This window comes from Armatimonadota bacterium, from assembly GCA_031432545.1.
GTDB classification, from domain to species: domain Bacteria; phylum Sysuimicrobiota; class Sysuimicrobiia; order Sysuimicrobiales; family Sysuimicrobiaceae; genus Caldifonticola; species Caldifonticola tengchongensis.
The window spans coordinates 25,368-50,073 of record JAVKGX010000011.1; the positions used below are offsets into that span (position 1 = coordinate 25,368).

Annotated in this window: 20 protein-coding genes and 1 pseudogene; 20 read left to right on the plus strand and 1 reads right to left on the minus strand. The window is 69.1% G+C overall.

Going from position 1 to position 24,706, the window contains the following annotated elements:
- The first annotated feature begins 45 nt into the window (after positions 1-45).
- From QN163_09390 to fusA, 12 genes are all read left to right on the plus strand, one after another.
- The gene (locus tag QN163_09390) at positions 46-3,462 is read left to right on the plus strand and encodes a DNA polymerase III subunit alpha (protein MDR5684226.1); all 3,417 of its coding nucleotides are present in this window, start codon (positions 46-48) and stop codon (positions 3,460-3,462) included.
- A gap of 40 nt (positions 3,463-3,502) precedes the next feature.
- Complete coding sequence (polA, locus tag QN163_09395; protein MDR5684227.1) at positions 3,503-6,139, plus strand: DNA polymerase I; 2,637 nt, start codon at positions 3,503-3,505, stop codon at positions 6,137-6,139.
- Positions 6,136-7,113 carry an NUDIX domain-containing protein gene (locus QN163_09400; GenBank protein ID MDR5684228.1) on the plus strand — a complete coding sequence of 326 codons (978 nt, stop codon included), beginning with the start codon at positions 6,136-6,138 and terminating at the stop codon, positions 7,111-7,113. Before polA ends, QN163_09400 begins: the two co-directional genes overlap by 4 nt.
- Complete coding sequence (gene coaE / locus QN163_09405; GenBank protein ID MDR5684229.1) at positions 7,110-7,715, plus strand: dephospho-CoA kinase; 606 nt, start codon at positions 7,110-7,112, stop codon at positions 7,713-7,715. Before QN163_09400 ends, coaE begins: the two co-directional genes overlap by 4 nt.
- A 93-nt stretch (positions 7,716-7,808) precedes the next feature.
- A complete protein-coding gene (locus tag QN163_09410; protein ID MDR5684230.1) occupies positions 7,809-9,941 on the plus strand; it encodes a stalk domain-containing protein in 2,133 nt (710 codons plus the stop codon).
- A gap of 140 nt (positions 9,942-10,081) precedes the next feature.
- A complete protein-coding gene (locus QN163_09415; protein MDR5684231.1) occupies positions 10,082-10,540 on the plus strand; it encodes a DNA-3-methyladenine glycosylase I in 459 nt (152 codons plus the stop codon).
- A 30-nt stretch (positions 10,541-10,570) separates the two neighbouring features.
- A complete protein-coding gene (locus QN163_09420) occupies positions 10,571-10,783 on the plus strand; it encodes a hypothetical protein (GenBank protein MDR5684232.1) in 213 nt (70 codons plus the stop codon).
- Between the two features lie 26 nt (positions 10,784-10,809).
- Positions 10,810-11,661: a bifunctional methylenetetrahydrofolate dehydrogenase/methenyltetrahydrofolate cyclohydrolase FolD gene (folD, locus tag QN163_09425; protein MDR5684233.1), complete on the plus strand. Its 852-nt coding sequence runs from the start codon at positions 10,810-10,812 to the stop codon at positions 11,659-11,661.
- A 16-nt stretch (positions 11,662-11,677) separates the two neighbouring features.
- Positions 11,678-13,000 carry a folylpolyglutamate synthase/dihydrofolate synthase family protein gene (locus QN163_09430; protein ID MDR5684234.1) on the plus strand — a complete coding sequence of 441 codons (1,323 nt, stop codon included), beginning with the start codon at positions 11,678-11,680 and terminating at the stop codon, positions 12,998-13,000.
- A gap of 36 nt (positions 13,001-13,036) precedes the next feature.
- A complete protein-coding gene (lysS, locus tag QN163_09435; GenBank protein ID MDR5684235.1) occupies positions 13,037-14,650 on the plus strand; it encodes a lysine--tRNA ligase in 1,614 nt (537 codons plus the stop codon).
- Positions 14,647-15,636, plus strand: coding sequence for a D-2-hydroxyacid dehydrogenase (locus QN163_09440; protein ID MDR5684236.1), 990 nt, complete (start codon positions 14,647-14,649; stop codon positions 15,634-15,636). The genes lysS and QN163_09440 overlap by 4 nt, the downstream gene beginning before the upstream one ends.
- Positions 15,637-15,754: 118 nt before the next feature.
- Entirely contained in the window at positions 15,755-17,836 is a 2,082-nt protein-coding gene (gene fusA, locus QN163_09445) for an elongation factor G (protein MDR5684237.1), read from the plus strand.
- A 21-nt stretch (positions 17,837-17,857) separates the two neighbouring features.
- On the opposite strand, the gene QN163_09450 is transcribed toward fusA, so the two are convergent.
- Complete coding sequence (locus QN163_09450; protein ID MDR5684238.1) at positions 17,858-19,372, minus strand: HD domain-containing protein; 1,515 nt, start codon at positions 19,370-19,372, stop codon at positions 17,858-17,860.
- A 109-nt stretch (positions 19,373-19,481) separates the two neighbouring features.
- Between QN163_09450 and rplU the strand changes: the two genes are divergently transcribed.
- The 8 genes and pseudogenes from rplU to QN163_09490 all read left to right on the plus strand — a co-directional run bounded on the left by rplU (position 19,482) and on the right by QN163_09490 (position 24,692).
- The gene (rplU, locus tag QN163_09455; GenBank protein MDR5684239.1) at positions 19,482-19,790 is read left to right on the plus strand and encodes a 50S ribosomal protein L21; all 309 of its coding nucleotides are present in this window, start codon (positions 19,482-19,484) and stop codon (positions 19,788-19,790) included.
- Between the two features lie 16 nt (positions 19,791-19,806).
- Positions 19,807-20,070: a 50S ribosomal protein L27 gene (gene rpmA, locus QN163_09460; protein MDR5684240.1), complete on the plus strand. Its 264-nt coding sequence runs from the start codon at positions 19,807-19,809 to the stop codon at positions 20,068-20,070.
- Positions 20,071-20,161: 91 nt separating this feature from the next.
- A pseudogene (gene obgE, locus QN163_09465) lies at positions 20,162-21,142 on the plus strand (GTPase ObgE).
- 90 nt (positions 21,143-21,232) lie between these two features.
- Positions 21,233-21,859, plus strand: a complete 627-nt coding sequence (nadD, locus tag QN163_09470) for a nicotinate-nucleotide adenylyltransferase (protein ID MDR5684241.1) — start codon at positions 21,233-21,235, stop codon at positions 21,857-21,859.
- 48 nt (positions 21,860-21,907) lie between these two features.
- The gene (gene rsfS / locus QN163_09475; protein MDR5684242.1) at positions 21,908-22,267 is read left to right on the plus strand and encodes a ribosome silencing factor; all 360 of its coding nucleotides are present in this window, start codon (positions 21,908-21,910) and stop codon (positions 22,265-22,267) included.
- 62 nt (positions 22,268-22,329) lie between these two features.
- The gene (locus QN163_09480; GenBank protein MDR5684243.1) at positions 22,330-23,214 is read left to right on the plus strand and encodes a GNAT family N-acetyltransferase; all 885 of its coding nucleotides are present in this window, start codon (positions 22,330-22,332) and stop codon (positions 23,212-23,214) included.
- Between the two features lie 52 nt (positions 23,215-23,266).
- The gene (locus QN163_09485; protein ID MDR5684244.1) at positions 23,267-24,193 is read left to right on the plus strand and encodes a DMT family transporter; all 927 of its coding nucleotides are present in this window, start codon (positions 23,267-23,269) and stop codon (positions 24,191-24,193) included.
- Positions 24,194-24,311: 118 nt separating this feature from the next.
- Positions 24,312-24,692 carry a DUF2089 domain-containing protein gene (locus tag QN163_09490; GenBank protein MDR5684245.1) on the plus strand — a complete coding sequence of 127 codons (381 nt, stop codon included), beginning with the start codon at positions 24,312-24,314 and terminating at the stop codon, positions 24,690-24,692.
- Positions 24,693-24,706: the final 14 nt, after the last annotated feature.

Consider the following 24,706-nt stretch of genomic DNA (forward strand, 5'->3'; position numbering starts at 1 on the left):
TCCTGGGTACAATATCTGGCGTAGGCCACGGCCCCGGACCACAAGATGTCGGACTTCGTCCACCTCCATCTGCACACCGAGTATTCGCTGCTGGACGGCCACAGCCGCATCCAACCCCTGATGCATAGGGCGGCTCAGCTCGGCATGCGCGCTTTGGCCCTGACGGATCACGGCGCGATGTACGGCGCGATCGAGTTCTACAAGGCCGCGCGGGAAACCGGCATCAAGCCGATCCTCGGGGTCGAGGCCTACCAGGCGGTGCGGCGTCACACCGACCGCGATCCGCGGGCGGACAACGCGTCGTTCCACCTCACTCTGCTGGCCTGCAACGAGGAGGGTTACCGGAACCTGATCCGGCTCGTGACGCGGGCACACCTGGACGGATTCTACTACCGCCCTCGCATCGACAAAGACCTGCTGGCCGCCCACAGCCGGGGTCTGATCGGCCTGTCGGGCTGCATGCAGGGCGAGGTGCCGCAGCGCCTGCTGCGCGGTGATCCGTCGGGCGCACGGGACGTGGCCGGGCTGTTCCGCGACATCTTCGAACCCGGCAACTTCTTCGTCGAGCTGCAAAACCAGGGACTGCCCGAACAGCAGCGGCTGATTCCCGCACTGGTCCAGCTGGCGCGCGAGGTGGGGCTGCCGATCGTGGCGACCAACGACGTGCACTACATCGCCCCCGAGGACGCCGAGGCGCAGGACGTGTTGATGTGCGTGCAGATGAACAAGACGGTGCACGATCCGGACCGGCCCCGGATGGGCGACGTCCCCCACTTCTACCTCAAGAGCGCCGAGGAGATGGCCCGCCTGTTCGCCGAGCTGCCCGAGGCCGTCCGCAACACGGTCGCCATCGCCGAGCGCTGCGACACTCGCATCGAGCTCGACGTACCGAAGCTGCCGGAGTTTCCGGTGCCCGAGGGCTTCACGGCCCAGAGCTACCTGCGCCACCTGTGCGAGCAGGGCATCCAGCGCCTGTACCCGCGCGTGACCCCCGAGATCCAGGAGCGGCTGGATTACGAACTCGGGGTGATCGAAAAGACCGGGTACGCGGCGTACTTCTTGATCGTCCAGGACTTCGTCCGGTTCGCCAAGGAGCGCGGCATCCTCACGACGGTGCGTGGATCGGCCGCGGGTTCACTGGTGCTGTACGCCTGCGGGGTCACGGATGTCGATCCGCTCGCCTACAAGCTGCCCTTCGACCGCTTCCTCAACCTTGAGCGGTACACGCTGCCGGACATCGACGTGGACTTCATGGATACGCGGCGGGACGAGGTCATCCGCTACGTCATGGACAAGTACGGCTCCGACCGCGTGGCCCAGATCATCACCTTCGGCACGATGAAGGCGCGGCAGGCCGTGCGCGACGTCGGCCGGGTACTGGGCATGAGCTACGGTGAGGTCGATCGGATCGCCAAGCGTGTGCCGTTCGCCGCGACGCTGGACGGTGCTCTGCACGGCGACCCGGAACTGCGTAAGATGGCCGACGAGGACGAACGGGTCGCCCGGCTGCTACAGCTGGCCCGCAAGCTCGAGGGCGTCGCCCGCAACGCCAGCACGCACGCAGCCGGGGTGATCATCTCGCGGGATCCGCTGACCGAGCACGTCCCCTTGACCCGGGGCAAGGACGACGCGGTGATGACGCAGTATGACATGAACAGCGTCGCCGACATCGGCCTGGTGAAGTTCGACTTCCTCGGTCTGACGAACCTCACGATCCTGGACACGGCACTGCGGATCATCGAGCGCAAGCGCGGCGTGCGCGTGGACCTGGCCCGGTTGCCCCTGGACGACCGGAAGACCTACGAACTGCTTTCTTCGGGGGAGACGACGGGGGTGTTCCAGTTGGAGTCGTCGGGGATGCGCCGGTACCTGCAGGAGCTGCGGCCCAGCAGCGTGCAGGACATCATGGCCATGGTCGCCCTGTTCCGGCCGGGCCCGATGGCCAACATCCCCGCCTACATCCGCCGCAAGCACGGGCGTGAGAAGGTGACCTACCCGCACCCGCTGCTGGAACCGGTGCTGCGCGACACCTACGGTGTGATGGTCTACCAGGAGGACATCATGACCGTCGCGCAGGCGCTGGCCGGCTACACACTCGCCGAGGCCGACGTGCTGTGCTATGCGATCCGCAAGAAGGTCAAGGACAAGCTGCTGGCCCAGCGGGAGAAGTTCGTGCGCGGTGCGCGCGAGCGGGGCGTGCCCAAGGAGGTCGTCGACCGGGTCTTCGAACAGTTCGAGCCGTTCGCGCGGTACGGGTTCAACCGTGCCCACGCCGCATGCTACGGCCTGATCGCCTACTACACCGCGTACCTGAAGGCCAACTACCCGGCGGAGTACATGACTGCGGTGCTCAGCGCCGACAGCGGCAACCTCGAGCGCATCGGGCTCGACGTGGAGGAGTGCCGCCGGATGGGCATCGCGGTGCTCCCGCCCGACGTCAACGAGTCGGAAGCCGACTTCACCGTCGTCAACGAGAACACGATCCGGTTCGGGCTCAGCACGATCAAGAACGTCGGGACCGGTGCCGTCGAGCAGATCGTCCGCGCCCGGGAGGACGGCGGGCCGTTCCGGTCGCTGTACGACCTGTGCGCGCGAGTCGACGGCCGAGTGGTGACCAAGCGCGTCGTGGAGAGCCTGATCAAGGCCGGGGCGACCGATTCCCTGGGTCACCGGGCGGCGCTGCTGGCAGCGCTGGACGACGCGATGGAGTACGGGACGCGGCGGCAACGGCAGGCGGCCGGCGCGCAGACAGGCTTGTTTTCTTTCACCGCCGAAACCGACGCACCGCCCCCTCTGCCCGATGTGGAGCCGCTGGACACGCGAACGCTGCTCAAGATGGAACGGGAGATGCTCGGCCTGTACGTCACCGACCACCCGGTGCGCACGTGGCAGCCGATCCTCGAACGACAGGCCAGACACCGCATCGCGGATCTGCCCGCGGTCGGCGACCGGGAGACCGTCGTCGTCGGCGGCATCGTCACGCACGTGCGGGCCATGACTGCGAAGTCCAGCGGGAGCCGATTCGCGGCGGTGACCTTGGAGGACCTCACCGGATCCGTGGACGTCCTGGTGTGGCCGCGGACCTACGAGCGCTGCGGGTCCATCCTGCGCCCCGATGCGGTCGTCGTCGTGCGCGGACGCATGGACAACTCTGAGGCCCGGCCGAAGCTGCTGGCCGAGGAGATCCTGCCGGTCGAGGCTCTGTCGATGGGCGGCGAGGGCGGCCCCAACGGCGCCGCCAACGGTGCCCGAGCCCTGCATCTGCGGGTGTCGACTGCCGAAGAGATGCTGCAGCTATCGGACTTCCTCCAGGGCCGTACCGGTCCACGCGAGGCGTACGCGCACGTGCTGACCCTGCAGGGGGAGTCCGTGCACCGTCTGCGCCGTGGAGTGCCGGCCGACGACGAGTTCCGCCGAGAACTGGAGATGCTGCTGGGTGAGGACGCCGTCTGGGAGGAGTAACCGCACCCTGCGGGCGCGCGAATTCCGATAGAATCTCCCCGTGACCGGACAACGCCCCAAACTCGTGTTGCTGGACGGCAACGGCCTGGTCTACCGGGCGTTCTACGCGCTGCCGTACTTCACGACCAGCGACGGCAGGCCGACCAATGCCGTCTACGGGTTCACCACCATGCTCCTCAAGGTCCTGGAGGAGGAGAAGCCCACCCACGTCGCCGTGGCGTTCGACCGCGCCGCGCCCACGTTCCGCCACGCAGACTACAAGGAGTACAAGGCCACCCGCGAGCGGATGCCCGACGACCTGCGGCCGCAGATGTCGCTCGTGAAGGAAGTCGTCGAGGCCTTCGGGATCCCGATCTTCGAGGTCGAAGGGTTCGAGGCCGACGATCTCATCGCCACCCTGGCACGGCGCGCCGAGCGCGACGGATTCGAGGTGCTAATCGTCACCGGCGACCTCGACATGCTGCAGGCCGTCGGTGACCGCACGCGCGTCATAGTCACCAGCCGAGGGATCTCAGAGACCGTCACCTACGACGTCGAACGCGTGCGGACCCGTTTCGGGATCTCCCCCGAGCAGATGGCGGACTTCAAGGCGCTGCGCGGCGACGCGACCGACAACCTGCCCGGCGTGCCCGGCATCGGCGACAAGACCGCCGCCCAGCTGTTGCAGCAATTCGGGACCGTAGAAAACCTCCTCGAACGACTGGACGAAGTACCCCCCAAGCTTCGCGATCGGATCGCGGACCACGCCGACCGGGTCCTGCAGAACAAGCGGCTGGCGACGATCGCGCCCTGGGCCCCGCTCGAACCGGCCTGGGAGGATCTGCGGGTGCGCGAACGCGACACCGAACGGCTGGGCGCTGTGTTCGCCGACCTGGAGTTCAAGAGCCTGCTCGAACGCATCGGCGCCTCACCGGCGCCGCATCCGATCGGGGAGTACGCGCGGTCCGCCGACGTGGAAGAGGAGATCGCCTCCAGCGAGATCGCGGTGGTCCTCGATGCGGAGGGCCGGGCCATGGAGGGCCGGCCGGTCGGCGCCGCGGTGTCGGCGTCGGCCGGACACGCCACCTACGTCGCTTTCGACGGGTCCGTGCCGCCGAACCTCGCGCGGCTGCTGGAGTCCTCCGGAATCCGCAAGATCAGCCCGGACGCGAAGGCGGATCTGGTGCGCCTGCGGCGGATGGGGCTGGCACCGCAGGGGTTCGACTTCGACGTGGGGATCGCATCGTACGTCCTCAACCCGGGCCGCCGCAGCCACGACCTGCAGACCGTCGCGTGGGAGCAGATCGGCTGGCGGCTGGGGGGCGGCGCGGGTGGGGGGTCGGAGGGATTGCAACTCACGCTGCGCGAGCGCTGGCACGACCTGTGCGAGCACGTGGACGCCCTGCAGCGCGTCAAGGCGCCGCTCGAGCGAGCCCTGCGCAACCGCGAGGTGGAGGCGGTGTTCCGCCAGATCGAGATGCCGCTGGTACCGGTGCTGGCCGAGATGGAGATGGCCGGCGTGGCGGTGGACGTGGCCTACCTGGCCGATCTGGCGCGCGAGCTGCGGGAGCGGGCGGAGCGGCTGGCCCAGGGGATCTACGAACTGGCGGGTACGGAGTTCAACATCGCATCCACGCGGCAGCTGGCATTCGTCCTATTCGAAAAGTTGGGGTTGCCGCCGGTCAAGAAGACGAAGACCGGATACTCGACCGATGCCGACGTGCTGGAGGCGCTGGCGCCGCACCACGAGATCGTGGCCAAGATATTGCAGCACCGGGAGCTGTCGAAACTGCTGTCGACGTACGTCGAGGTGCTGCCGCGGTTGGTGAATCCCCAGACCGGCCGTGTGCACACGACGTTCAACCAGACCGTGACCGCCACCGGCCGGCTGAGTTCGCAGGATCCGAACCTCCAGAACATCCCGATCCGCACCGAGGAGGGCCGGCGGATCCGACGCGCGTTTGTTGCTCCTCCCGGGCGCGTACTGGTGGGGGCGGACTACAACCAGATCGAACTGCGGATCCTCGCTCACATCAGCGGCGACGAGGCGTTGCGCGAGGTGTTCCGTGCCGGCCGCGACATTCACGCGGAGGTCGCCAGCGACGTGTTCGCCATCCCGCGCGAGCGGCTGGGGCCCGAACAGCGCCGGCGCGCGAAGGCGATCAACTTCGGCATCGCCTACGGCATCAGCGGGTTCGGGTTGGCGCAGCAGATCGGCGTCAGCCCGCAGGAGGCCGACGCCTACATCGAACGGTACTTCGCCCGATATCCGGGCGTGCGCGCGTACATCGAGCGGACGATCGCGCAGGCGCGCAAGACGGGTTACGTGGCGACGCTGCTCGGGCGCCGCCGCTACCTGACGGACCTGCACAGCCGCAACCGCGTCGTTCGGGAAGCCGCCGAGCGGGTGGCGATCAACACTCCCATCCAGGGAACCCAGGCCGATCTGATCAAGGTGGCCATGGTCCGCATCTACAAGGAGGTGCTGCGGGGCTTTCCGGGCGCGCGAATGATCCTGCAGGTCCACGACGAGCTGCTGTTTGAGGCCGACCCTCACCAGGCGGCGCCGCTGGGGCGGGCCGCCGCGGAGGTGATGCGCGGGGCGATCCGGCTGGACGTCCCCATCGAGGTTGACCTGAAGGTCGGGCCGAACTGGCGGGACATGGAGGTGCTGGAACCGACGGAGGTCGGGTCGTGACGATCCGCGCGACGTTGTGTTTCATCGTGCGCGACGGGCAGGTGCTGCTGCTCCGCAAGGCGGAAGGGCTGTGGGGCAGCGGCAAGTGGAACGCGCCCGGCGGCAAGCTCGCCGACGGCGAGGATCCCTGTGCCGGAGCCGTGCGCGAGGTGCGGGAGGAGACGGGGTTGACGGTCGCTGACCCGCAGCCGCGGGGCACACTCAGGTTCTACTTCGGGCAGCGGCCCGAACCGGCCTGGGTCGTCTACCTCTTTGTGGCGCGCCGGTTCTCCGGACGGCTCCGACCGGGCGAGGAAGGCATCCTGCAGTGGCACGCGCAGGACGCGCTGCCCTACGACCAGATGTGGGAGGACGACCGCTACTGGCTGCCGGCACTGCTCCGAGGCGAGACGGTCGACGGCGACTTCTACTTCGACGAGGCCGCGGCCAAGCTGCTGCGCCACGAGCTCCGTGTCGACTCCCTCGCAGGGGGAGAGGGCTGCCCGCCGGACGCCGGCGTCGTGCACTCCATCCAGGTCTCCCGCGGCGGCGTCCCCAAGCATCCGGTGCCGTGCGCCTCGGTCACCTTCGAGGGGATCGAGGGCGACGGCCACCACGACGCTCGCCACCACGGCGGCCGGGAGCGCGCGCTGTGCCTGTTCTCCCTGGAGGTCATCGAGCGGCTGCGCGCCGAGGGCCATCCGATTTCACCGGGGTCGGTGGGAGAGAACCTGACTGTGTCCGGGTTGGACTGGTCGCGGGTCGTCCCCGGCACGCGGCTGCGGGTCGGCGAGGTCGAGATCGAGGTCACCCAGTTCACCACGCCCTGCGCGACCATCCGGGCCAGCTTCCGCGAGGGACGGTACGAGAGGATCAGCCCGACCCTCCACCCGGGCGACAGCCGCGTCTACGCCCGCGTGCTGCAGCCCGGTATGGTGCGCGTCGGCGACGCAGTACGGATCCTGATGGCTTCGCCGGCACCCAAGCTCCCATGAAGGTCGTCGCGCTCACCGGCGGCATCGCGAGCGGGAAGTCCACGGTCGCGCGGCTGTTGCGGGAACTCGGAGCGGAGGTCATAGACGCCGACCAGATCGCGCGCGAGGTGACCGCGCCCGGCCAGCCGGCGCTTGCGGAAGTCGTGGCCGCGTTCGGGGAAGCATACCTGCTCCCAGACGGAGGACTGGACCGCCGCAAGCTCGGTGAACTCGTGTTTGCCGATCCCCAAGCCCGTGCGAAGCTGAATGCCATCGTCCATCCCCGCGTGCGGGCGCGGTTGCGGGAGGCGCGGGAGCGCATCGCCCGCGAGCGGCCCGACACCGTGCTCGTCATGGACATCCCGCTGCTGTTCGAGAGCGACGTACCCGACTACGAGGGGATGGACGCCATCGTCGTGTACGCCTCCCCCGAAACACAGATCGCGAGACTGATGGCGCGCGACGGTCTGAGCCGAGACCAGGCGCAGGCGCGCCTGCGCGCACAGATACCCCTGGCCGACAAACTGCCCCGTGCCCGCTGGGTGGTGCACAACGACGGACCGCTGGCCGACACGCGGACGCAGGTGGCGAGGATCTGGGAGGAAATCTTGGCCCAGCGTTAGCCACGAACCCATTCGACCTCGATTGCGTAGTTAGGAGACGGAGTACCGCCGCGCACTCCGCAACGTCGTCGGAACGCAGAGGAGGTCGACGGGATGCGAAGAGGCTTGTTGTTCGTACTCGTCGCGGCGCTCGCGGTGGCGTCCGTGGAGCCGGCCGCGGCGCAGGGAATTCGGGTGATCCTCGACGGGCAACCGGTCGCCTTCGACGTGCCGCCGGTGGAGATCCAAGGGCGCGTGCTGGTGCCGCTGCGGGGCATCTTCGAACGGCTCGGCGCCTATGTCGACTACGATGCGGCGACCCGAACCATCGACGCGCGGCGCGGAGGCACCAGTGTCAGGCTCCAGCTGGGCAGTCGCGTGGCCTACATCAACGGCGCGCCGACCAGCCTCGACGTTCCTGCGATGTCGGTGCGGGGGCGCACGATGGTCCCCCTCCGCTTCGTCAGCGAAGCGCTCGGCGCGGTCGTGGAATGGGATGGGGCGACGCGCACGGTGATCATCACGACCGGCACTGCGCAGGTCCCTCCGCCTCAGCGATACACGCCGCCGCCGGGTGGGGCGCCGGCCCCACCGATCGCCCAACCCGCGACGATCGAAGGGGTGCTGGTCGCGGTCAACACGGCGCAGAGCCGCATCATCGTGCAGCGGGAGAACCTGGCCTACACGATCGCGGTGACGGCCGACACGGCGATCGCGCGGATCAACGCGGACACGAATGCCGGCGGCTCGGTCTCGCTGGCGGAGCTGCGGCCCGGCGACCAGGTCCGCGTCACGGTTGACGCCAACAACCGCGCGATCACGATCCGTGCGACCTACCGGGTGGCCAGCGGCCGGATCGACGCGGTCACCGCAACGGTGATCGTGCTGGACAACGGCCAGTCCTTCCGCTTCTCCCCCAACGTGGAGGTGACGATCGACGACCAACAGGCCCGGGTGGCCGACCTGCGGCCGGGGATGAACGTCACGCTGCGCGTCAACCCGCAGAGCAACGAGGTGTGGGGAGTGGAGGGCCGCCGCACCGCGGCGATCCTTGCGCCCCCGCCGGCGGCGGGCACGGTAGTCGTGGAGTCGTTTGCGCACAACGCGCAGCGACCCCTGCGGGCCGGCGAAGCCCTGACGGTCACGCTGCGGGGTACCGGCGGCGGACGCGCCACGTTCTCGATCGGGGACCAGATCCGGGACGTGCCGATGCAGGAGACGCAGGCGGGCGTTTACGTCGGTGCGTATGTCGTGCGCCCCGGCGACAACCTCACCAACGTCCCCGTCTTCGGCCGGCTGCTTGTCGGCAACGTCAGCAGCCCGATCGTGCAGTCCGGGACGCCGGTGACGTTCGACACCGCGGCACCGCGGATCGTGGATGTGGCGCCCCCCAACGGTGCGCGCATCCCCAACAACCGTCCCAACATCGTCGTCGTGGTCGATGACGGGCAGGGGTCCGGCATCGGGGCCTTTCGCCTGGTCGTTCAGGGGCAGGATGTCACCGCGCAGGCCGCACGGTCCGACCGGATCATCAGCTACAACCCGCCCCAGGCGTTTCGCGATGGCGCCGTGACCGTGCGGGTGCGCGTCGCCGACCGGGCTGGCAACGCCACGGATTTCCAGTGGGCGTTCACCGTGGCGGCGCAGACGGCAGTGATCCAGTCGGTGACGTTCGGACCGAACCGGCCCCTGCGCGCCGGAGACGTGCTGACCGTCGTCATGGTGGCCGAGCCCGGCGGACGGGCGACGTTCTCGATCGAAGGGCTCGCCGCGACGGTGCCGATGGCAGAGCAGGAGCCCGGCCGCTACGTCGGGACCTACACGGTGCGTCCTGGCGAAAACGTGAACAACGCGGCGATCACCGTAACGCTGGTGCGCCGGACAGGGGGGGTCGTGACCGCCAGGGCCACCGGCGGCGTCGTCGTTGCAACCGGTCGGCCGGCACCGCCCACCATCGAGCAGCCCCTGGCCGGACAGACCGTCGCGTCTCCGCTCACGATCCGGGGCCGCGCGACGCCCCTTTACAGGGTGCGCGTCGTTGTCACCTACGAGGGCAACCTCGGACCGATCGTCGTACGGGGGCGCCTCGGCGAGGTCGAGGTGACCGCGGACGCCAACGGCCACTGGACGGCCACGATCCGGTATCCGATCGCGCTGAGCGGCGCGCGGATCACCATCACCGCCGTCACCGTCAGTCCGATCGGGGAGCCGTCGGAGCCCGCCACGCTACAGGTCGTACAGCGGTAGGAGAGGCCTTTTTCTCTCCCCGCGCCGCAACACGCGGAGGTGGCGTCGGCGGGCTGCGCGCGGTACGCTGAGGCCAACCGCGCCGACGGCCACCGAGCCGGCCGGGGACGGGGAGAAACCACGGGACCCGACCGCCTTCCATGTATCGCTACGTGATCCCCCCGCGGGCCGTACCGCGTGCCGACGACCGCTACTTCGAGGTCCTCAGCCAGTCCGTGTTCCAGGCCGGGTTCAGCTGGGAGGTCGTCCGCCGCAAATGGCCGGCGATGCGGCGTGCGTTTGCGGGCTTCGACGTCGATGCGGTGGCGCGCTTTCGGACGCGCGACGTCGAGCGGCTGATGCGCAATGCCGCGGTCGTGCGCAATCGGCGCAAAATCGAAGCGGTGATCGAGAACGCCCGGATCCTTCAGGAGATCCGGCGCGAGCACGGATCGGTCCGACGGTACATCCGGACACTGCCGCGATCGTACGCCCAGCGTGTGCAGATCCTGTCGCGCACGTTTCGATTCCTCGGGCCGACTGGGGTCTTCCACTTTCTGTGGTGCGTGGGCGAACCCGTGCCGTCCTGGCGCGATCGAGACCCGACCCGCCGACGGTGAGGCAGCGGACCGCGAAGTAGGAGCGAGGCGATGACCATCCGGGAGGTGCTGCTGGCGCACATCCGGCGCACCTACGAGGAGGAAGCATGGCAGCCGTCGCCGCGGATGGCAGTGGAATGGATGAGCGCGATGGAGATGGCCACCCACGACACCTACCACACGCGGGGCAGATCCGCTACGTGCGGGCCCTGCAGGGCGCGTGACCCGCGGGCGTCGCGGTCGTCGGCGCACGCGCTAGACTGAAGGGGATTTCCAATCCGGGAGGCTGGATGGCCCAGATTTTGGACGGGAGGGAACTGGCCGCGAGGATCCGCGCAGAGCTGCGGACCGAGGTCGCGTCGTTTCGGGAACGGCACGGCCTGAGTCCCTGCGTGGCAGCGATCCTCGTCGGCGACGATCCGGCGTCGGCGATCTACGTCCGCAGCAAGGCCAGGGCGGCCGGAGAAGTAGGCATTCGCTCGGAGACGTTCCACCTGCCGGCGGCGACCCGGCCCGACGAACTGGCCGACCTGATCGACACGCTGAACCACCGCGAGGACGTCCACGGCATCCTGCCCCAGACCCCGCTGCCCGAGCAGATCGACACCGAGGCGGTCTTTGAGCGGCTGGACCCGCGTAAGGACGTGGACGGGCTGGGCCCCTACAACGCCGGGCGCCTGAGTCTGGGCCGACCCGTCCTCGTCCCCTGCACGCCCCAGGGTGTCATGGCGCTGATCCGCCAGACCGGCATGCGGCTGCGAGGTGCGGAAGCCGTGGTGGTCGGCCGCAGCAACCTGGTCGGCAAGCCGACGGCACAGCTGCTGCTCGCCGAACACGCGACGGTGACGCTGTGCCATTCCCGCACCGCGGACCTCGCCGCGCACACGCGGCGGGCAGACGTGCTGGTTGTAGCAGCCGGCCGGGCCGGTCTGGTCACCGGTGAGATGATCAAGCCGGGTGCGGTGGTGATCGACGTAGGGATCAACCGAGAGGCCAGTGGACTGGTGGGCGACGTCGACTTCGAGAGCGCGCAGGCCGTGGCCGGTTGGATCACGCCTGTCCCCGGCGGCGTCGGCCCGATGACGATCGCGATGTTGCTGCGCAACACGCTGCAGGCCGCGCGCCTGCAGGTGGGCGGGTAGTACCCCTTCGACACGCATGCTCACGTACGCACAGGCCCTGTCCTGGCTCGACGACCTGCTGCGCTGCCCGCGGCCGGCCCTGCCCTACGAGGAGGTGCGGCTGCAGCGGATGCGGTCCCTGCTGGGCCGTCTAGATGACCCGCACGAGCGAATGCCGACCGTGCTCGTGGCCGGCACCAAGGGCAAAGGTTCCACCGCCGCGATGCTGGCTGCGATCCTACAACACCGAGGACTGCGGGTCGGACTGTACTCCAAGCCGCACCTCGTGGACTACCGGGAGCGCATACGCGTCGACGACGAGCTGATCCCCCCGGCTGCGCTGGCTCGGCTCGTCGCCCAGGTCCGGCCGGCGGTGGAGGCCGGCGACGCCGAGCCGTGGGGTCGGCCGACCTACTTCGAGACCTCGGTCGCCCTGGCGCTGCTGTACTTCCTCGCGCGGAGGGTGGATCTGGCGATCCTGGAGGTGGGCATCGGGGGTCGGCTCGACGCGACGAACGTCTGCGATCCGCACCTGTCGGTCATCACGCCGATCTCCTACGACCACACCGACCTGTTGGGCCGCACGCTGCGGCAGATCGCGACCGAGAAGGTAGGGATCGTCCGCCCCGGCGGGTGGGTCGTGGTCGCGCCGCAGCCGCAGGAGGCGCGCGACGCGATCGGTGAAGCCTGCGCGGTACGGGGTGTGCGGTGCGTCGAGGTCGGGCGGGAGGTGACGTTCGACATCGCCGAGAGCACGCTGGAGGGAGTACGCCTGGCGGTGCGCACACCCGGAGGTTTCTATGACGACCTGCGCGTGCCGCTGTTGGGGCGCCACCAGGCGACCAACGCGGCCGTCGCGGTCGCTGCGGCCGAGATGCTGTGCGACCTGGACGCCCAGGCCGTGCGGCGCGCGCTGGCCCAGCTGCGGTGGCCCGCGCGCTCGGAGATCCTGGCGCAGCGGCCAACCGTCCTGGTGGACGTGGCGCACAATCCGGCCTCGATGCTCGCGCTGCGGGCGACCCTGACGGAACTGTTCGCGCGCCGCCGCATCGTGCTCGTCTTCGGAATGATCGCCAGCCACGATCCGGTCGAACCGGCGGCCCTCATCACACCGCTCGCCGAAGAGGTCATCGTGACCACGCCGCAGCACGTCCGGCCCTTACCGGCCGACGAGCTGGCGCGGGTGGTCCGGCCGCACAACCCGCGCGTCACGGTACACGAGGGTCGCGAGGAGGCCCTGGAGAACGCGCTGGCGCGCACGGGGCCCGAGGACGTCCTGCTGGTGACTGGGTCGTTCTTTTTGGTGGGCGTGGCGCGCGAGTGGCTGCTGGAACGCCTACGCCGCGCGCCTGTATCGTAGCGGATAGCGAGCGCCGAGGGCGGATCGCCGTCGTCCATGTGGGTCGATCTCCTCGTCGAAGAGATCCTGGCCACGAGAACCGGGCCGCACATCGTCAACGACGCGTGGACACCGTCGGGGTTCGCGCACGTCGGGTCCTTACGCGGCGTCGTCCTGCACGACGCGGTGGCGCGGGGGCTGGCCGAGCGTGGCCATCCGGTCGAGTTCTTCTACGGCTTCGACGACTTCGACCCCATGGACGGCCTGCCGCCCCACCTGCCGCGCGACTTCTACCAGGCTCACATGGGCCGGCCGCTGTGCGATGTACCGTGGCACGAACCCGACGCCGCCAGCCTCGGTCGGTACTTCGCCGACGACTTTGAGGCCACGTTTCGCGCGCTCGGCTGTCGGCCCCACGTCTATCGGACGAGCGAGATGTACCGGTCCGGGCAGTTCAACGACGCGATCCGCGTCGTGCTCGAGTCGGCAGACCAGATCGTCGCGATCGAGAGGGAGATCACCGGCAGCCAGCGCGCAGAACGGCATCCGATCCAGGTCCTGTGCGAGAGGTGCGGTCGGATCGGTACGACGGTCGTGCGGGGGTGGGACGGCAGGTATGTCGAGTACGAATGTCGGCCCGACAAGGTGGTGTGGGCGACCGGCTGCGGTCACCGAGGCAGGCGTTCTCCGTTCGACGGCGGGGCGAAGATGACCTACCGGACGGAGTGGGCGGCGAAGTGGAAGGTGCTGGGCGTCACGGTCGAGGGAGCGGGCAAGGACCACATGACGCGCGGCGGTACCCACGACACCGCATCGGTGGTCGCCGAGCGGATCTTCGGGATCCGCGTGCCCTTCCCCATCCCCTACGAGTTCTTCCTCGTGGGCGGCCGGCGCATCTCCAGCAGCTCGGGGCGGGGCGTGCCCGCGAAGGAGCTGCTGGACGTACTGCGGCCGGAGCTCGTACGGTTCCTCGTCGTCCGATCGTACTACCGGAGCGCCATCAACTTCGACCCCGGCGGCGATACCGTACCGAGGCTGTACGACGAATACGATCGAGCGGCGGCGGCATACTTCGGCGAGCTGCAGGCCCAGACACCGGGGCAGGCACAGGACGTCTATGACCTGGCCCGGTCGTTCCACTACGCGTGGCTGGGCGACTCCGCCCCGGAGCCATTCTGGAGGCCGCGTTTTTTGCAGGTGGCGATCCTCGTGCAGATGCCGCACGTGCGCCTGGAGGAGGCGGTCGAGCACGACAAGGGGGCGCCGCTGACCGATGCGGACCGGCGGGAACTCGCCGCGCGCGCCGCCGACGCGCGCCGGTGGCTGGCGCGGTGGGCGCCGGGGGCCTACCGGTTCGAGGTTCGCGACCGGCTGCCGGAGAACACCCTCGCGCTGTCGGCCGAGCAGCGCACGTTCTTGGAGCGCCTGGCCGCGGCGGTGGAGTCCGACCGCATGGACGCGCAGGCGCTGCACGCGCGCATCCACGATCTGAAGAACGAGATGGGCCTTGCCGCCCAGCAGGCGTTCGGCGCAATCTACCTTGCGTTCTTGGGCAAGACCAGCGGGCCGCAGGCCGGGGCGTTTCTAGCGGCGCTGGACCGCGAGTTCGTCGTGCGGAGGTTACGGGAGGCGGCGCGCGCGGGCCGGCAGGCCACAGGTGGTGGGCCGTGAACGGGCGCTGCGTCGTCGTGTGCACCTCCCGGATCGAGCCGCGGCACGAGCGCGCGATTCTCGACGTCTCGCCGCGCGTGGACCTGCGCGTCGTCTCTGGCGAAGGGGCGGAGGCGCATGCCGAAGAGGCCGAGGTGCTGGTCGGGTGGGTCGTCCCCGACGCGTTCTTCCGCCGCGCGAGCCGGCTGCGCTGGATCCACGCGACGTCGGCGGGCGTGGACCACCTGATCGACACTCCGGCCTGGAGCGCGGACGTCGTGATCACAAACAGCCGCGGCATCCACGCGATCCCGATCGGCGAGCACGTGCTGGGTTGGATGCTGATGTTCGCGCGCAACCTGCATACGGCGCTGCGCAACCAGATCGCGCGGCGCTGGGATCGCCAGATCGGCGGCGAGTTCCATGGGGCGACTGTCGGCATCCTGGGGTTCGGTGCAATCGGCCGTGAAATCGCCAGGCTGTGCGCGGCCTTCGGGGCACGCACATTGGCGATGCGACGCCACCCACTTTCGCTGGGAGAGGCTTCGGCGTCGTCCCTGCCTGGGGGAGAGAGATTGGGCGGGACCGTCGCTCTATACGGCCCCGACGGACTGCGGGAGGTGCTGGAGGCGTCGGACTACGTGGTCGTGGCGCTGCCGCTCACCGCGCAGACGCGCCGTCTCATCGGCGCCCGGGAGATCGGCTGGATGAAGCAGGACGCGGTGCTCATCAACGTCGGCCGCGGGGAGATCGTCGACGAGGCGGCGCTCGTCTCGGCGCTGGCGGCACGGCGCATCCGCGGGGCGGCTTTGGACTGCTTCGAGGTCGAACCCCTGCCGGCCACCAGCCCGCTATGGGAGGCCGACAACGTCTTGATCTCGCCGCACGTCTCCGGCTCTTCGCCGCGGTACATGGACCGCGCGATCCCGCTGTTCTGCGAGAACCTGCGGCGCTACCTGGCGGGAGAGCCGCTGCTCAACGTCGTAGATAGAGCAAGAGGGTACTAGTTTCGCGTACGCGTGTGGGGTTGACGAAAACGTGAGCAGCGGTCGGCAGGGGGCCCGAGGCGCTGTCCGGAGTCGCCTCTGATGCCAGGAAGGCCCAGCGATCCACGATGGGAGGAGGATGGCGGTGAAGACCTATGCCGTGGAGAAGATCCGTAACGTCGCGGTCGTCGGGCATGGAGGAGTGGGGAAGACCACCCTCGTGGAGTCCCTGCTCTTCCATGCCGGCGCGATCGACCGCACGGGCAGGGTGGACGACGGGAACACGACGACTGACTTTGACCCCGAGGAGATCCGCCGCAAGATCACGATCAACACCGCGACCGCGCCCCTGGAGTGGAAGGACCACAAGGTCAACCTGCTGGACACTCCCGGCTACCCGGACTTCATCGGCGAGGCGATCGCGGCGCTGCGCGTCGCCGACGCCGCGCTGTTCGTGCTCGACGCGGTGGCGGGGATCCAGGTCCAGACCGACAAGCTCTGGAAGGTCGCTGATGCGGACCGCCTGCCGCGGCTGGTCTTCGTGAACCGTATGGACCGCGAGAACGCCAACTTCGGCCGCGTGGTCGATTCGCTGCAGGCGCGGTTCGGAGCGCACGTCGTACCGGTCGAGATCCCCGTCGGCCAGGAGAGCGGCTTCCGCGGCGTGGTGGACCTGATCGACATGCGCGCGTACCTGCACGAGGGCGGCAAGGTCGTGCCCTCCGAGATCCCAGCGGAGATGCGCGAAGAAGCGCAAAGCTACCGCGAAAAACTGATCGAGGAGGCGGCCGAGGGCGAGGACGCGCTGGTGGAGAAGTACCTAGAGGCCGGCGGGCTGACCGACGAGGAGATCAAGCGCGGCCTGCGCGCGGGCGTCCGGTCCGGCGTGGTCATCCCGGTGATGTGCGGCGCCGCGCTGCACGGCACGGGCACCGAACAGCTCCTCAACGACATACTCACGCTGTTGCCCCACCCCGCCGAGCGCGGTCCGGTGCCCACCCTCGAGGGCGGGGAGCTGGCGGTGGACGCCGCCGGTCCTCTGGCCGCGCTGGTGTTCAAGACGATGGCCGACCCCTACGTCGGGCGGCTGTCGTACTTCCGCGTGTACTCCGGTACGCTGCGGTCCGACTCCCAGATCTACAATGCCAACAAGGAACGCGTAGAGCGCGTCGGTCAGGTGTACGTGCTGCGTGGCAAGCAGCAGATCGCGGTGCCCGAAGTTCCCGCCGGCGACATCGGCGCGGTCGCCAAGCTGGGAGAGACGCAGACGAACGACACCCTGTGCGGCAAGGACCACCCCGTGCGGCTGCGCCCGATCGATTTCCCCAAGCCGTCGATCGCGATGACGATCGAGCCCCGCAGCAAGGCCGACGAGGACAAGCTCGGCCAGGTGCTGCACCGGCTCGCGGAGGAGGACCCCACGATCCACGTCGAGCACGACACCGAGGCCCACAAGACGATCCTGTCCGGATTGGGCGAGTCCCATCTGGAGATCATCGCCGACCGGCTGCGACGGAAGTTCAACGTCGAAGTCCAGCTCGGCGCCCCGCACGTCCCGTACCGGGAGACGATCCGCAAGAAAGCCACCGCCGAGGGGCGGTACGTCAAGCAGACAGGCGGCCGCGGGCAGTACGGTGTGTGCACGCTGGAGATCGAGCCGCTCCCGCGGGGAGCGGGCTACGAGTGGGTCGACAAGATCTTCGGCGGCGTGATCCCCCAGCAGTTCCGACCGTCGGTCGAAAAGGGCGTGCGAAAGGCTATGGCGGAGGGCGTCGTGGCCGGCTACCCGGTCGTGGACGTGCGGGTGACGCTCGTGGACGGGAAGACGCACGAGGTTGACTCGTCGGACATCGCCTTCCAGATCGCTGGATCGATGGCGTTCAAGAGTGCCTTCCAGAACGCGAACCCCGTGCTGCTGGAACCGATCATGCAGGTGGCCGTCACGGTTCCGGACGAGCAGATGGGCGACGTCATCGGCGACCTGAACGCGCGGCGGGGGCGCATCCAGGGGATGAATCCCAACGGCGACGGCACGACGACTGTGCAGGCGCTCGTGCCGATGGCCGAGATGCTCCGGTACGCGAGCGACCTACGCTCGATCACCGGAGGCCGCGGGTCGTTCGAGATGTCGTTCTCCCACTACGAGGAAGTGCCGGCGCACATCGCGCAGAAGGTCATCGAGGAAGCCAGCAGGCAGAAGGAGGCGGCGCAGGCCCACTGAGGGCAAACGGCAGAAACCGGCTCAGCGCTGGGCGGCGACGTCGCGGACCCGGCCGACGAGGAACCAACACGCCTGTGCGAGGTCCTGCGGCAGGGAGGCGAAGGTTTCCTCGAGCAGGTTCTCACAGATCCGCTCTCCGCAGACGCGCTGTGCGTAGGCGATCATCCGCGCGACCTGGTTGCGGTAGTCCTCGACTTTCCGGCGCACGCTTCCGTCGGAAGCCGCGCCTTCGCTGTCTGGGACCGGCGGCCGTTCGAACACCGGGATGATCGGAAGCGATTCGACCAACTCCTCGGCCACCCAGGGTCCCACCGTGCGCTCGAAGCGCTCGATGAACCCCCACGTGAACGCGTAGAACGCACCTGCCAGACGGCTGGAGGCCTCTACGGGGTGCAGGGCCAGTGTCGGATCGGGGGTAGGGCCGGAGACGTCCGAGACCTCCTTTGCCAGCCGGTCGGCGTCCTCTGACTGGAGGAGGCTCAAGAACGCGTCGACGACCACGGGGTCGAACTGCGTTCCCCGGTGCCGTCGCAGTTCTTCGGCGGCCTGTGCCCACGACATCCCCGGCTGGTAGGGGCGATCCGAAGTCATCGCCTCGAACGCGTCCACCACCGCCAGGATGCGGGCGGCGCGGGGGATCCGCTCGCCGGCCAGGCCCGCCGGGTACCCCTTCCCGTCGTACCGCTCATGGTTGTGCCGGACGGCCTCGACGACGGCCTGGGGCATGCCGGCCGCAGCCAGGATGCGCGCGCCGACGATCGAGTGCTGCTCGACCTCCCGGCGTTCGGCTGCACTGAGTTTGAAGGGTTTGAGCAGCACCTCATCCCGGATCCCGATCTTGCCGATGTCGTGGAGCAGGGCCGCGGTCTCCAGCGTGTGCAGCTCCTCTGCTTCGACGCCCAGACGGCGCCCGACCGCCCGCGCGTACGCCCGCAGCCGCCGTGAGTGCCCGGCTGTGGGGTGGTCGCGGGCGTCGACGGCTTCGGCCAAGCTGATGATCATGCGGTCGTGCATGGACCGCAACTGCTGGTAGGCCTCGGCGCGGTCCACCGCCACCGCCACCTGACCCGCCAGCGCCGACAGAATGTTCGTCAGGTCCTCCGGGTATTCGCGCGGGCTGGCGAAGTTCACATACACCAGGCCCCGGACGTCAGCGTCCACCGCCAGCGGGAGGCAGGCGAAGGACCGGATGCCGGCTGCCAGGACGTCCGGGCTCAGCGTCGGATCCTTCTGGCAATCGGGAACCATGACGACGCTGCGGCTGCGGACGGCCCGCAACGTGAAGCCGTTTCGGCGGGCCCGCGCGTGGCTGCGGAAGCCACGCACCGACCCCGCCGACGCCCGCATCTGCAGCGACCTGTCGTGGGCGTGGTAGGCGTAGGCCACGACCGACTCGGCTTCCAGGGCGCGGCGCAGCCCGGCCGCGGCCCGGCGCAGTACTTCGTCCGGGTCCAGGGTCGCGGTGGCCCAGGTGCCCACCTCGAACAGGCGGGGCCCCAGGCGGTCCAAGAGCCGGCGGGACGGGTGCGCGGCCATCGCCCACGCCCGCCAGCAAGAAACGTGCCAGGATGGCCGTGCCGGGCCGGTTGCGAGCCCACGACCCTGCTGTTACAATCCGCTGGGTTGCTAGGACGGAGGTGCAGGCGTGTACGCGGTGGTGGACAGCGGCGGCAAGCAGTACCGTGTCGAAGAAGGCCAGGTCCTGCGTCTGGAGAAGATCGAGGGCGAGGTGGGCGAGGAGGTCGTCCTCGAACGCGTCGTCCTCCTCGGCGGGGAGCAGACGGTCGTCGGCGCCCCTGTGGTCGAAGGTGCCCGCGTCGTCGCGAAGATCGTAGAGCAGGGAGTCGACCGCAAAGTGACCGTGCTCAAGTACAAGCCGAAGGTCCGCTACCGGCGCAAGCGCGGGCACCGGCAGCCGTACACGGCGGTCCGGATCGAGCGGATCGAGACCTAGAAAGGACGGTCGTGCCATGGCACAGAAAAAGGGTGGCGGCAGCACGAGGAACGGAAGGGACAGCCAGGGCCAGCGGCTGGGCGTCAAACGGTTCGGCGGCCAGACCGTGACCGCGGGCAGCATCCTGGTCCGCCAGCGTGGTACGCGCATCCGGCCGGGCCGCAACGTGGGCCTGGGGTCCGACGACACACTCTTTGCGCTCATCGACGGCGTGGTGGCCTACGAGCGCCGCGGGCGCGACGGCAAGCAGGTGAGCGTGTACCCGGCGGGCGGCGGATAGTCGCCGAACGACCGCCGGTCGTCGGCCATCCGGGTCGTCCTGCCCGCTCCGGACCGCCGGTGACATCCCCAAACCGGCGGCGCCAGGCCCCATGTTCATCGACTTCGCGAGGATCCACGTCAAGGCCGGCGATGGTGGGCGCGGGTGCGTTAGCTTTCGCCGCGAGAAGTTCGTGCCCAAGGGAGGGCCGGACGGCGGCGACGGCGGCGCCGGTGGCAACGTCGTATTGCGCGCCGACGAGGGGCTGCACACCCTCACCGACTTCCGATACCGGCGGCACCTACGGGCGCAGCGGGGCGGGCACGGCCAGGGTGCCAACCGCGCCGGGCGGTCCGCGCCCGACCTGGTGGTACCGGTCCCGGTAGGCACCGTCGTGCGGGACGCCGCCACCGGTGAGCTGATCGCCGACCTGACCGAGCACGGCCAGACTGTTGTCGTCGCCCGGGGAGGGCGGGGCGGGCGGGGCAACGCCCGGTTTGCGACCCCCACGCGCCGATCGCCCAGGTACGCGGAGCCCGGAGGCAAGGGCGAGGAACGCGAGTTGACGCTCGAACTCCGCGTGCTGGCCGACGTCGGACTCGTAGGCCTGCCCAACGCCGGCAAATCCACCCTGCTGTCGCGCATCTCCGCAGCACGGCCGAAGATTGCCGATTATCCCTTCACGACGCTGCACCCGCATCTGGGCCTGGTCCGCGTCGACGAGGGCGCGTCGTTCGTCGCAGCGGACATCCCGGGCCTGATCGAGGGGGCGCACCGGGGTGCCGGGCTGGGCCACCGGTTCCTGCGGCACGTCACCCGCACGCGAGCGTTGGTAGTCGTCCTCGACGCGGCCTCCGCGGATCCGGTCGCGGACTACGCCACGGTCCGCGTGGAGCTCGCGGCCTATGATCGGCGCCTGGCCGATCTCCCCCACCTGGTCGCCGCCAACAAGGTCGACCTGCCCGAAGCGCGGGCGCGGATCGGTGCGATCCGGCGAACGCTCGAGGCGCAGGGGGTCGAAGTCGTCCCGATCTCGGCGGCGACGGGCGAGGGAGTCGCGGCACTCGTGCGGGCGGTGTGGCGGACCCTGCAGGGTTCCGGGGACGCCGGGGACAGCGGGCGGAGGAGGGCTTCCGCGCTGGTCGAATAGGTTCGAGGACGATTCCCGACCGCTGGAGTGTGAATGGCCCGGTACGGCATCATGGGCGGCACGTTCGACCCCATCCACCTGGGGCACCTGGTGACCGCCGAAGAAGCCCGCGCGCACCTCTCGCTGGAACGCGTCATCTTCGTACCGAATCGGCATCCGCCCCATAAGGACCCCGCAGAGGTAAGCGATCCCGAACACCGCTACCTGATGACGGTGCTGGCCACCGCAGCGAACCGGTACTTCGACGTGTCGCGCGAGGAGATCGAACGACCCGGTCCCAGCTACGCAGTGGACACGATCCGCACTTTCTGCAGCCGTTACGCCGGCGTCGAACTCTTCTACATCACCGGCGCCGACGCAATCCACCAGATCCTGCGCGGTGAGTGGCGCGACACCGAGCGCCTCCTGCAGATGTGCCGGTTCATCGGCGCCTCGCGTCCCGGGTATGCGATCGACCACGACGAGTGGCACAACAGCGAGATCGCGCGCGAGTACCGCGACCGCATCCACCTTCTGGAGATCCCGGCTTTGGCGATTTCGTCTACCGAGATCCGGTGGCGCGTCCGCAACGGCAAGCCGATCAAGTACCTGGTGCCGGACGCCGTCGAGCAGTACATCGCCAAGCACGCCCTGTACCGCCAGGAGGAGAACGTGACCTGACCGGTCGGCTGGCCCGCCGCGCTCGGATGTTCGATTCCGGAGGTGCCGTTGACGCCAGGTGACAGGGCGCGCATCGCCGCCCGGGCGGCCGAGGACCGCAGGGCCGAGGACGTCGTGGTCCTGGACCTGCGGGAGCAGACGCTGATCACCGACTACTTCGTGATCGCCACCGGGCAGACGAACATCCAGATCCGGGCGATCGCCGACGGCGTCGAGGAAGCGCTGGCGGCATCCGGCGCGCGGCTGCTGCGCCGGGAGGGGACCGAGCGAGGGCGCTGGCTGCTGCTGGACTTCGGGGACGTCGTCGTACACGTCTTCGGCCCCGAGGAGCGCAAGTTCTACCGCCTGGAGCGCCTGTGGGGCGCGGCGGCGCGGCCGCCGACGGATCCGCAGCGGCGGACGCGCTGATCGATCGCAACCCCGCGCGGCCCCATCGAAATCCGTTTCGACCGACGGAGGGCCTGCTTCCCATGCTCGTTGCGATCCGACCCGCGACCGCAGACGACGTGGACGTGCTCGTGGCCCTCTACGAGCGCATCTACGGCGACGGGTACTCCGCGTGTTTCGATCGGTACGGGCCCGTCGGGCCCAAGGACTTCTGGTGGGTGCAGTCCGAAAAGGACGTCCACGTCCTGGAGATCAACCGGCGTCCGGTGGGCATGATCGTCTTCGGACGGGACCGACGGCGCATGCTCGTCGAGGAAGTGCTGGGTGACACCGCGGGGACGACGGTCCGCACGGGTCCGCTGGATCCGACCGACGAGGTTCTGCTGCGGCGGATCTGGCAGTTCGTCGTCGACGCCTTTCGGTCCGCGCGGCAGGACAGCGTCCTGTTGCGCACCCACGAAGCCAACCCCCTGGGGCTGGCACTGGTGCGTCGGCATGAGCTGACGTTCGTCAACGCGCTGCGGACGGTGGCACGCACCGTGACGGGGAAGCTCGCATACGAGGTCCCGGACGGTTACGCTCTGCGTCGGGCGGTTGCCGGCGACGACCGCGAGATCGCCCGCATCCACCACGAGTGCTACGGCGAGCGGGTCCGGCCCGAGGAGATCGCGCGCTGGATGAAGCGGCCGCACACCCGCACGGTGGTCTGCGAGCGGGCGGGGTTCACCGTCGGCTACGCCCACGGCGCCCAGCGCGACGGGATCGCAGATCTGTGGGTCGCGGTCCGCGAAGCGCACCGGCGCAAGGGCATCGGCTCGGCGCTGGCCTGTCCCGTCGTGAACTTCCTGCAGGGCCGGGGGGCCGCTCGGGTCAACCACTGGGGGCTGGACGTGCCCGCCTTTGCGCTGTTGCGCCGGCTTGGCTTCGTCACCGAGCGCGTGCACCTGTACTTCGAGAGGCCGATCTGACGACGCCGGTCGGCGGTCCCAGATCGGATGCGCCGCGGCGCGGGAGGTTCCGTTGCGCTTTAGGGACTGGGTCGTCCTCGTCGCCCTCGGGCTGATCTGGGGCACGTCGTACTTGTTCATCAAGATCGCGGTGCGCGAGTTCGCGCCCGCAACCCTGGTCGCCCTGCGCCTGGGGCTGGCCGCGGTGGTCCTGCTGCCGGTCGTCTACCTGCGGGGCGGGAGGTTGCCGTCCGATCCGCACACGTGGGGGCGGCTCGTCCTGCTGGGCACGATCAACGCCGCGGTCCCGATCACGCTGATCTCCTGGGCCGAACTCCACATCACGAGTGCTGCGGCCTCGATTCTCAACGCGACGACCCCACTGTGGTCGGTGATCCTCACACAGCTGGTCGGCGAAGAGCCGCTCACCTGGCCGCGTGTGATCGGCGTCACACTGGGATTCGTCGGGGTGGTCGTGCTGCTCGGCGGAGATCTGGGCGCGGTCGCCCGAGCCGACCTAGTCGGCAGTCTGGCGGTTGTGATCGCCTCCGGGTTGTACGCGGCCGGGATCCTGTACGCGCGCCGGAAACTGAGACATCTCGACGTCGCGGTGCTGGCCGTGGGTTCCCTGGTGGGCGCCACGGTGTTCCTGATCCCCTTCGCGGTCGCCAGCGGCCTGCCGGCGCGGGTATCGCCCGCGCCGTTGGCCTCGCTGCTCGCCCTCTCGCTGGGCGGCACCGCGATCGCCTACCTGCTGTACTTCCACCTCGTCAAGAACGTCGGTGTCACGCAGGTCACGCTCGTCACCTACATCAACCCGGCGACCGCGGTCCTGTGGGGGTGGCTGGTCCTCGCCGAACCCGTAACCGGTCAGGTCGCCGGCGGCCTGGGATTGATCCTGCTGGGTATTGCGATCGTCAACAGTGTCCACGAACGGCTCCGCATGGGGCACCGCAAGCCACCCGATATGCGAACATACGACCGTGTCAAGTCCTCGTGATCGGCATTGTATAGTAGTGTCTTTGATATATGCAAAGTCTTCCTTGACAGATATCAAACCATTGGCTTGAATACGTACAAACGCGGCTGTACGGTCCACGTCGCGGGCGGAGGATGCGGTGATCAATCGCCTGATCGGGAGGTGTCCGGTCTGCGGTGACGATCTGGAGGTCGTCCGCCTCGAGTGCGGGCGGTGTCACACCGCGGTCGAGGGCCGCTTCGCGCTGACCAAGCTGGCTCGGCTGGACGACGAGCAGTTGCGGTTCGTCGAGACCTTCCTGCGCGTGCGTGGCAACATCAAGGAGATGGAGCGCGAACTGGGAGTCTCGTATCCCACGGTCCGTAGCCGGCTGGACGCCGTGCTGCAGGCGATGGGCTACGCGGTCGAGCCCGCCCGAGACGTGGAACACGCACAAAGACGCCGGGAGATCCTCGACCAGTTGCAGGCGGGCAAGATCGGTGCCGACGAAGCGATCCGGCTGCTGCAGCGACGGCGATGATGGAGATGGTCTCC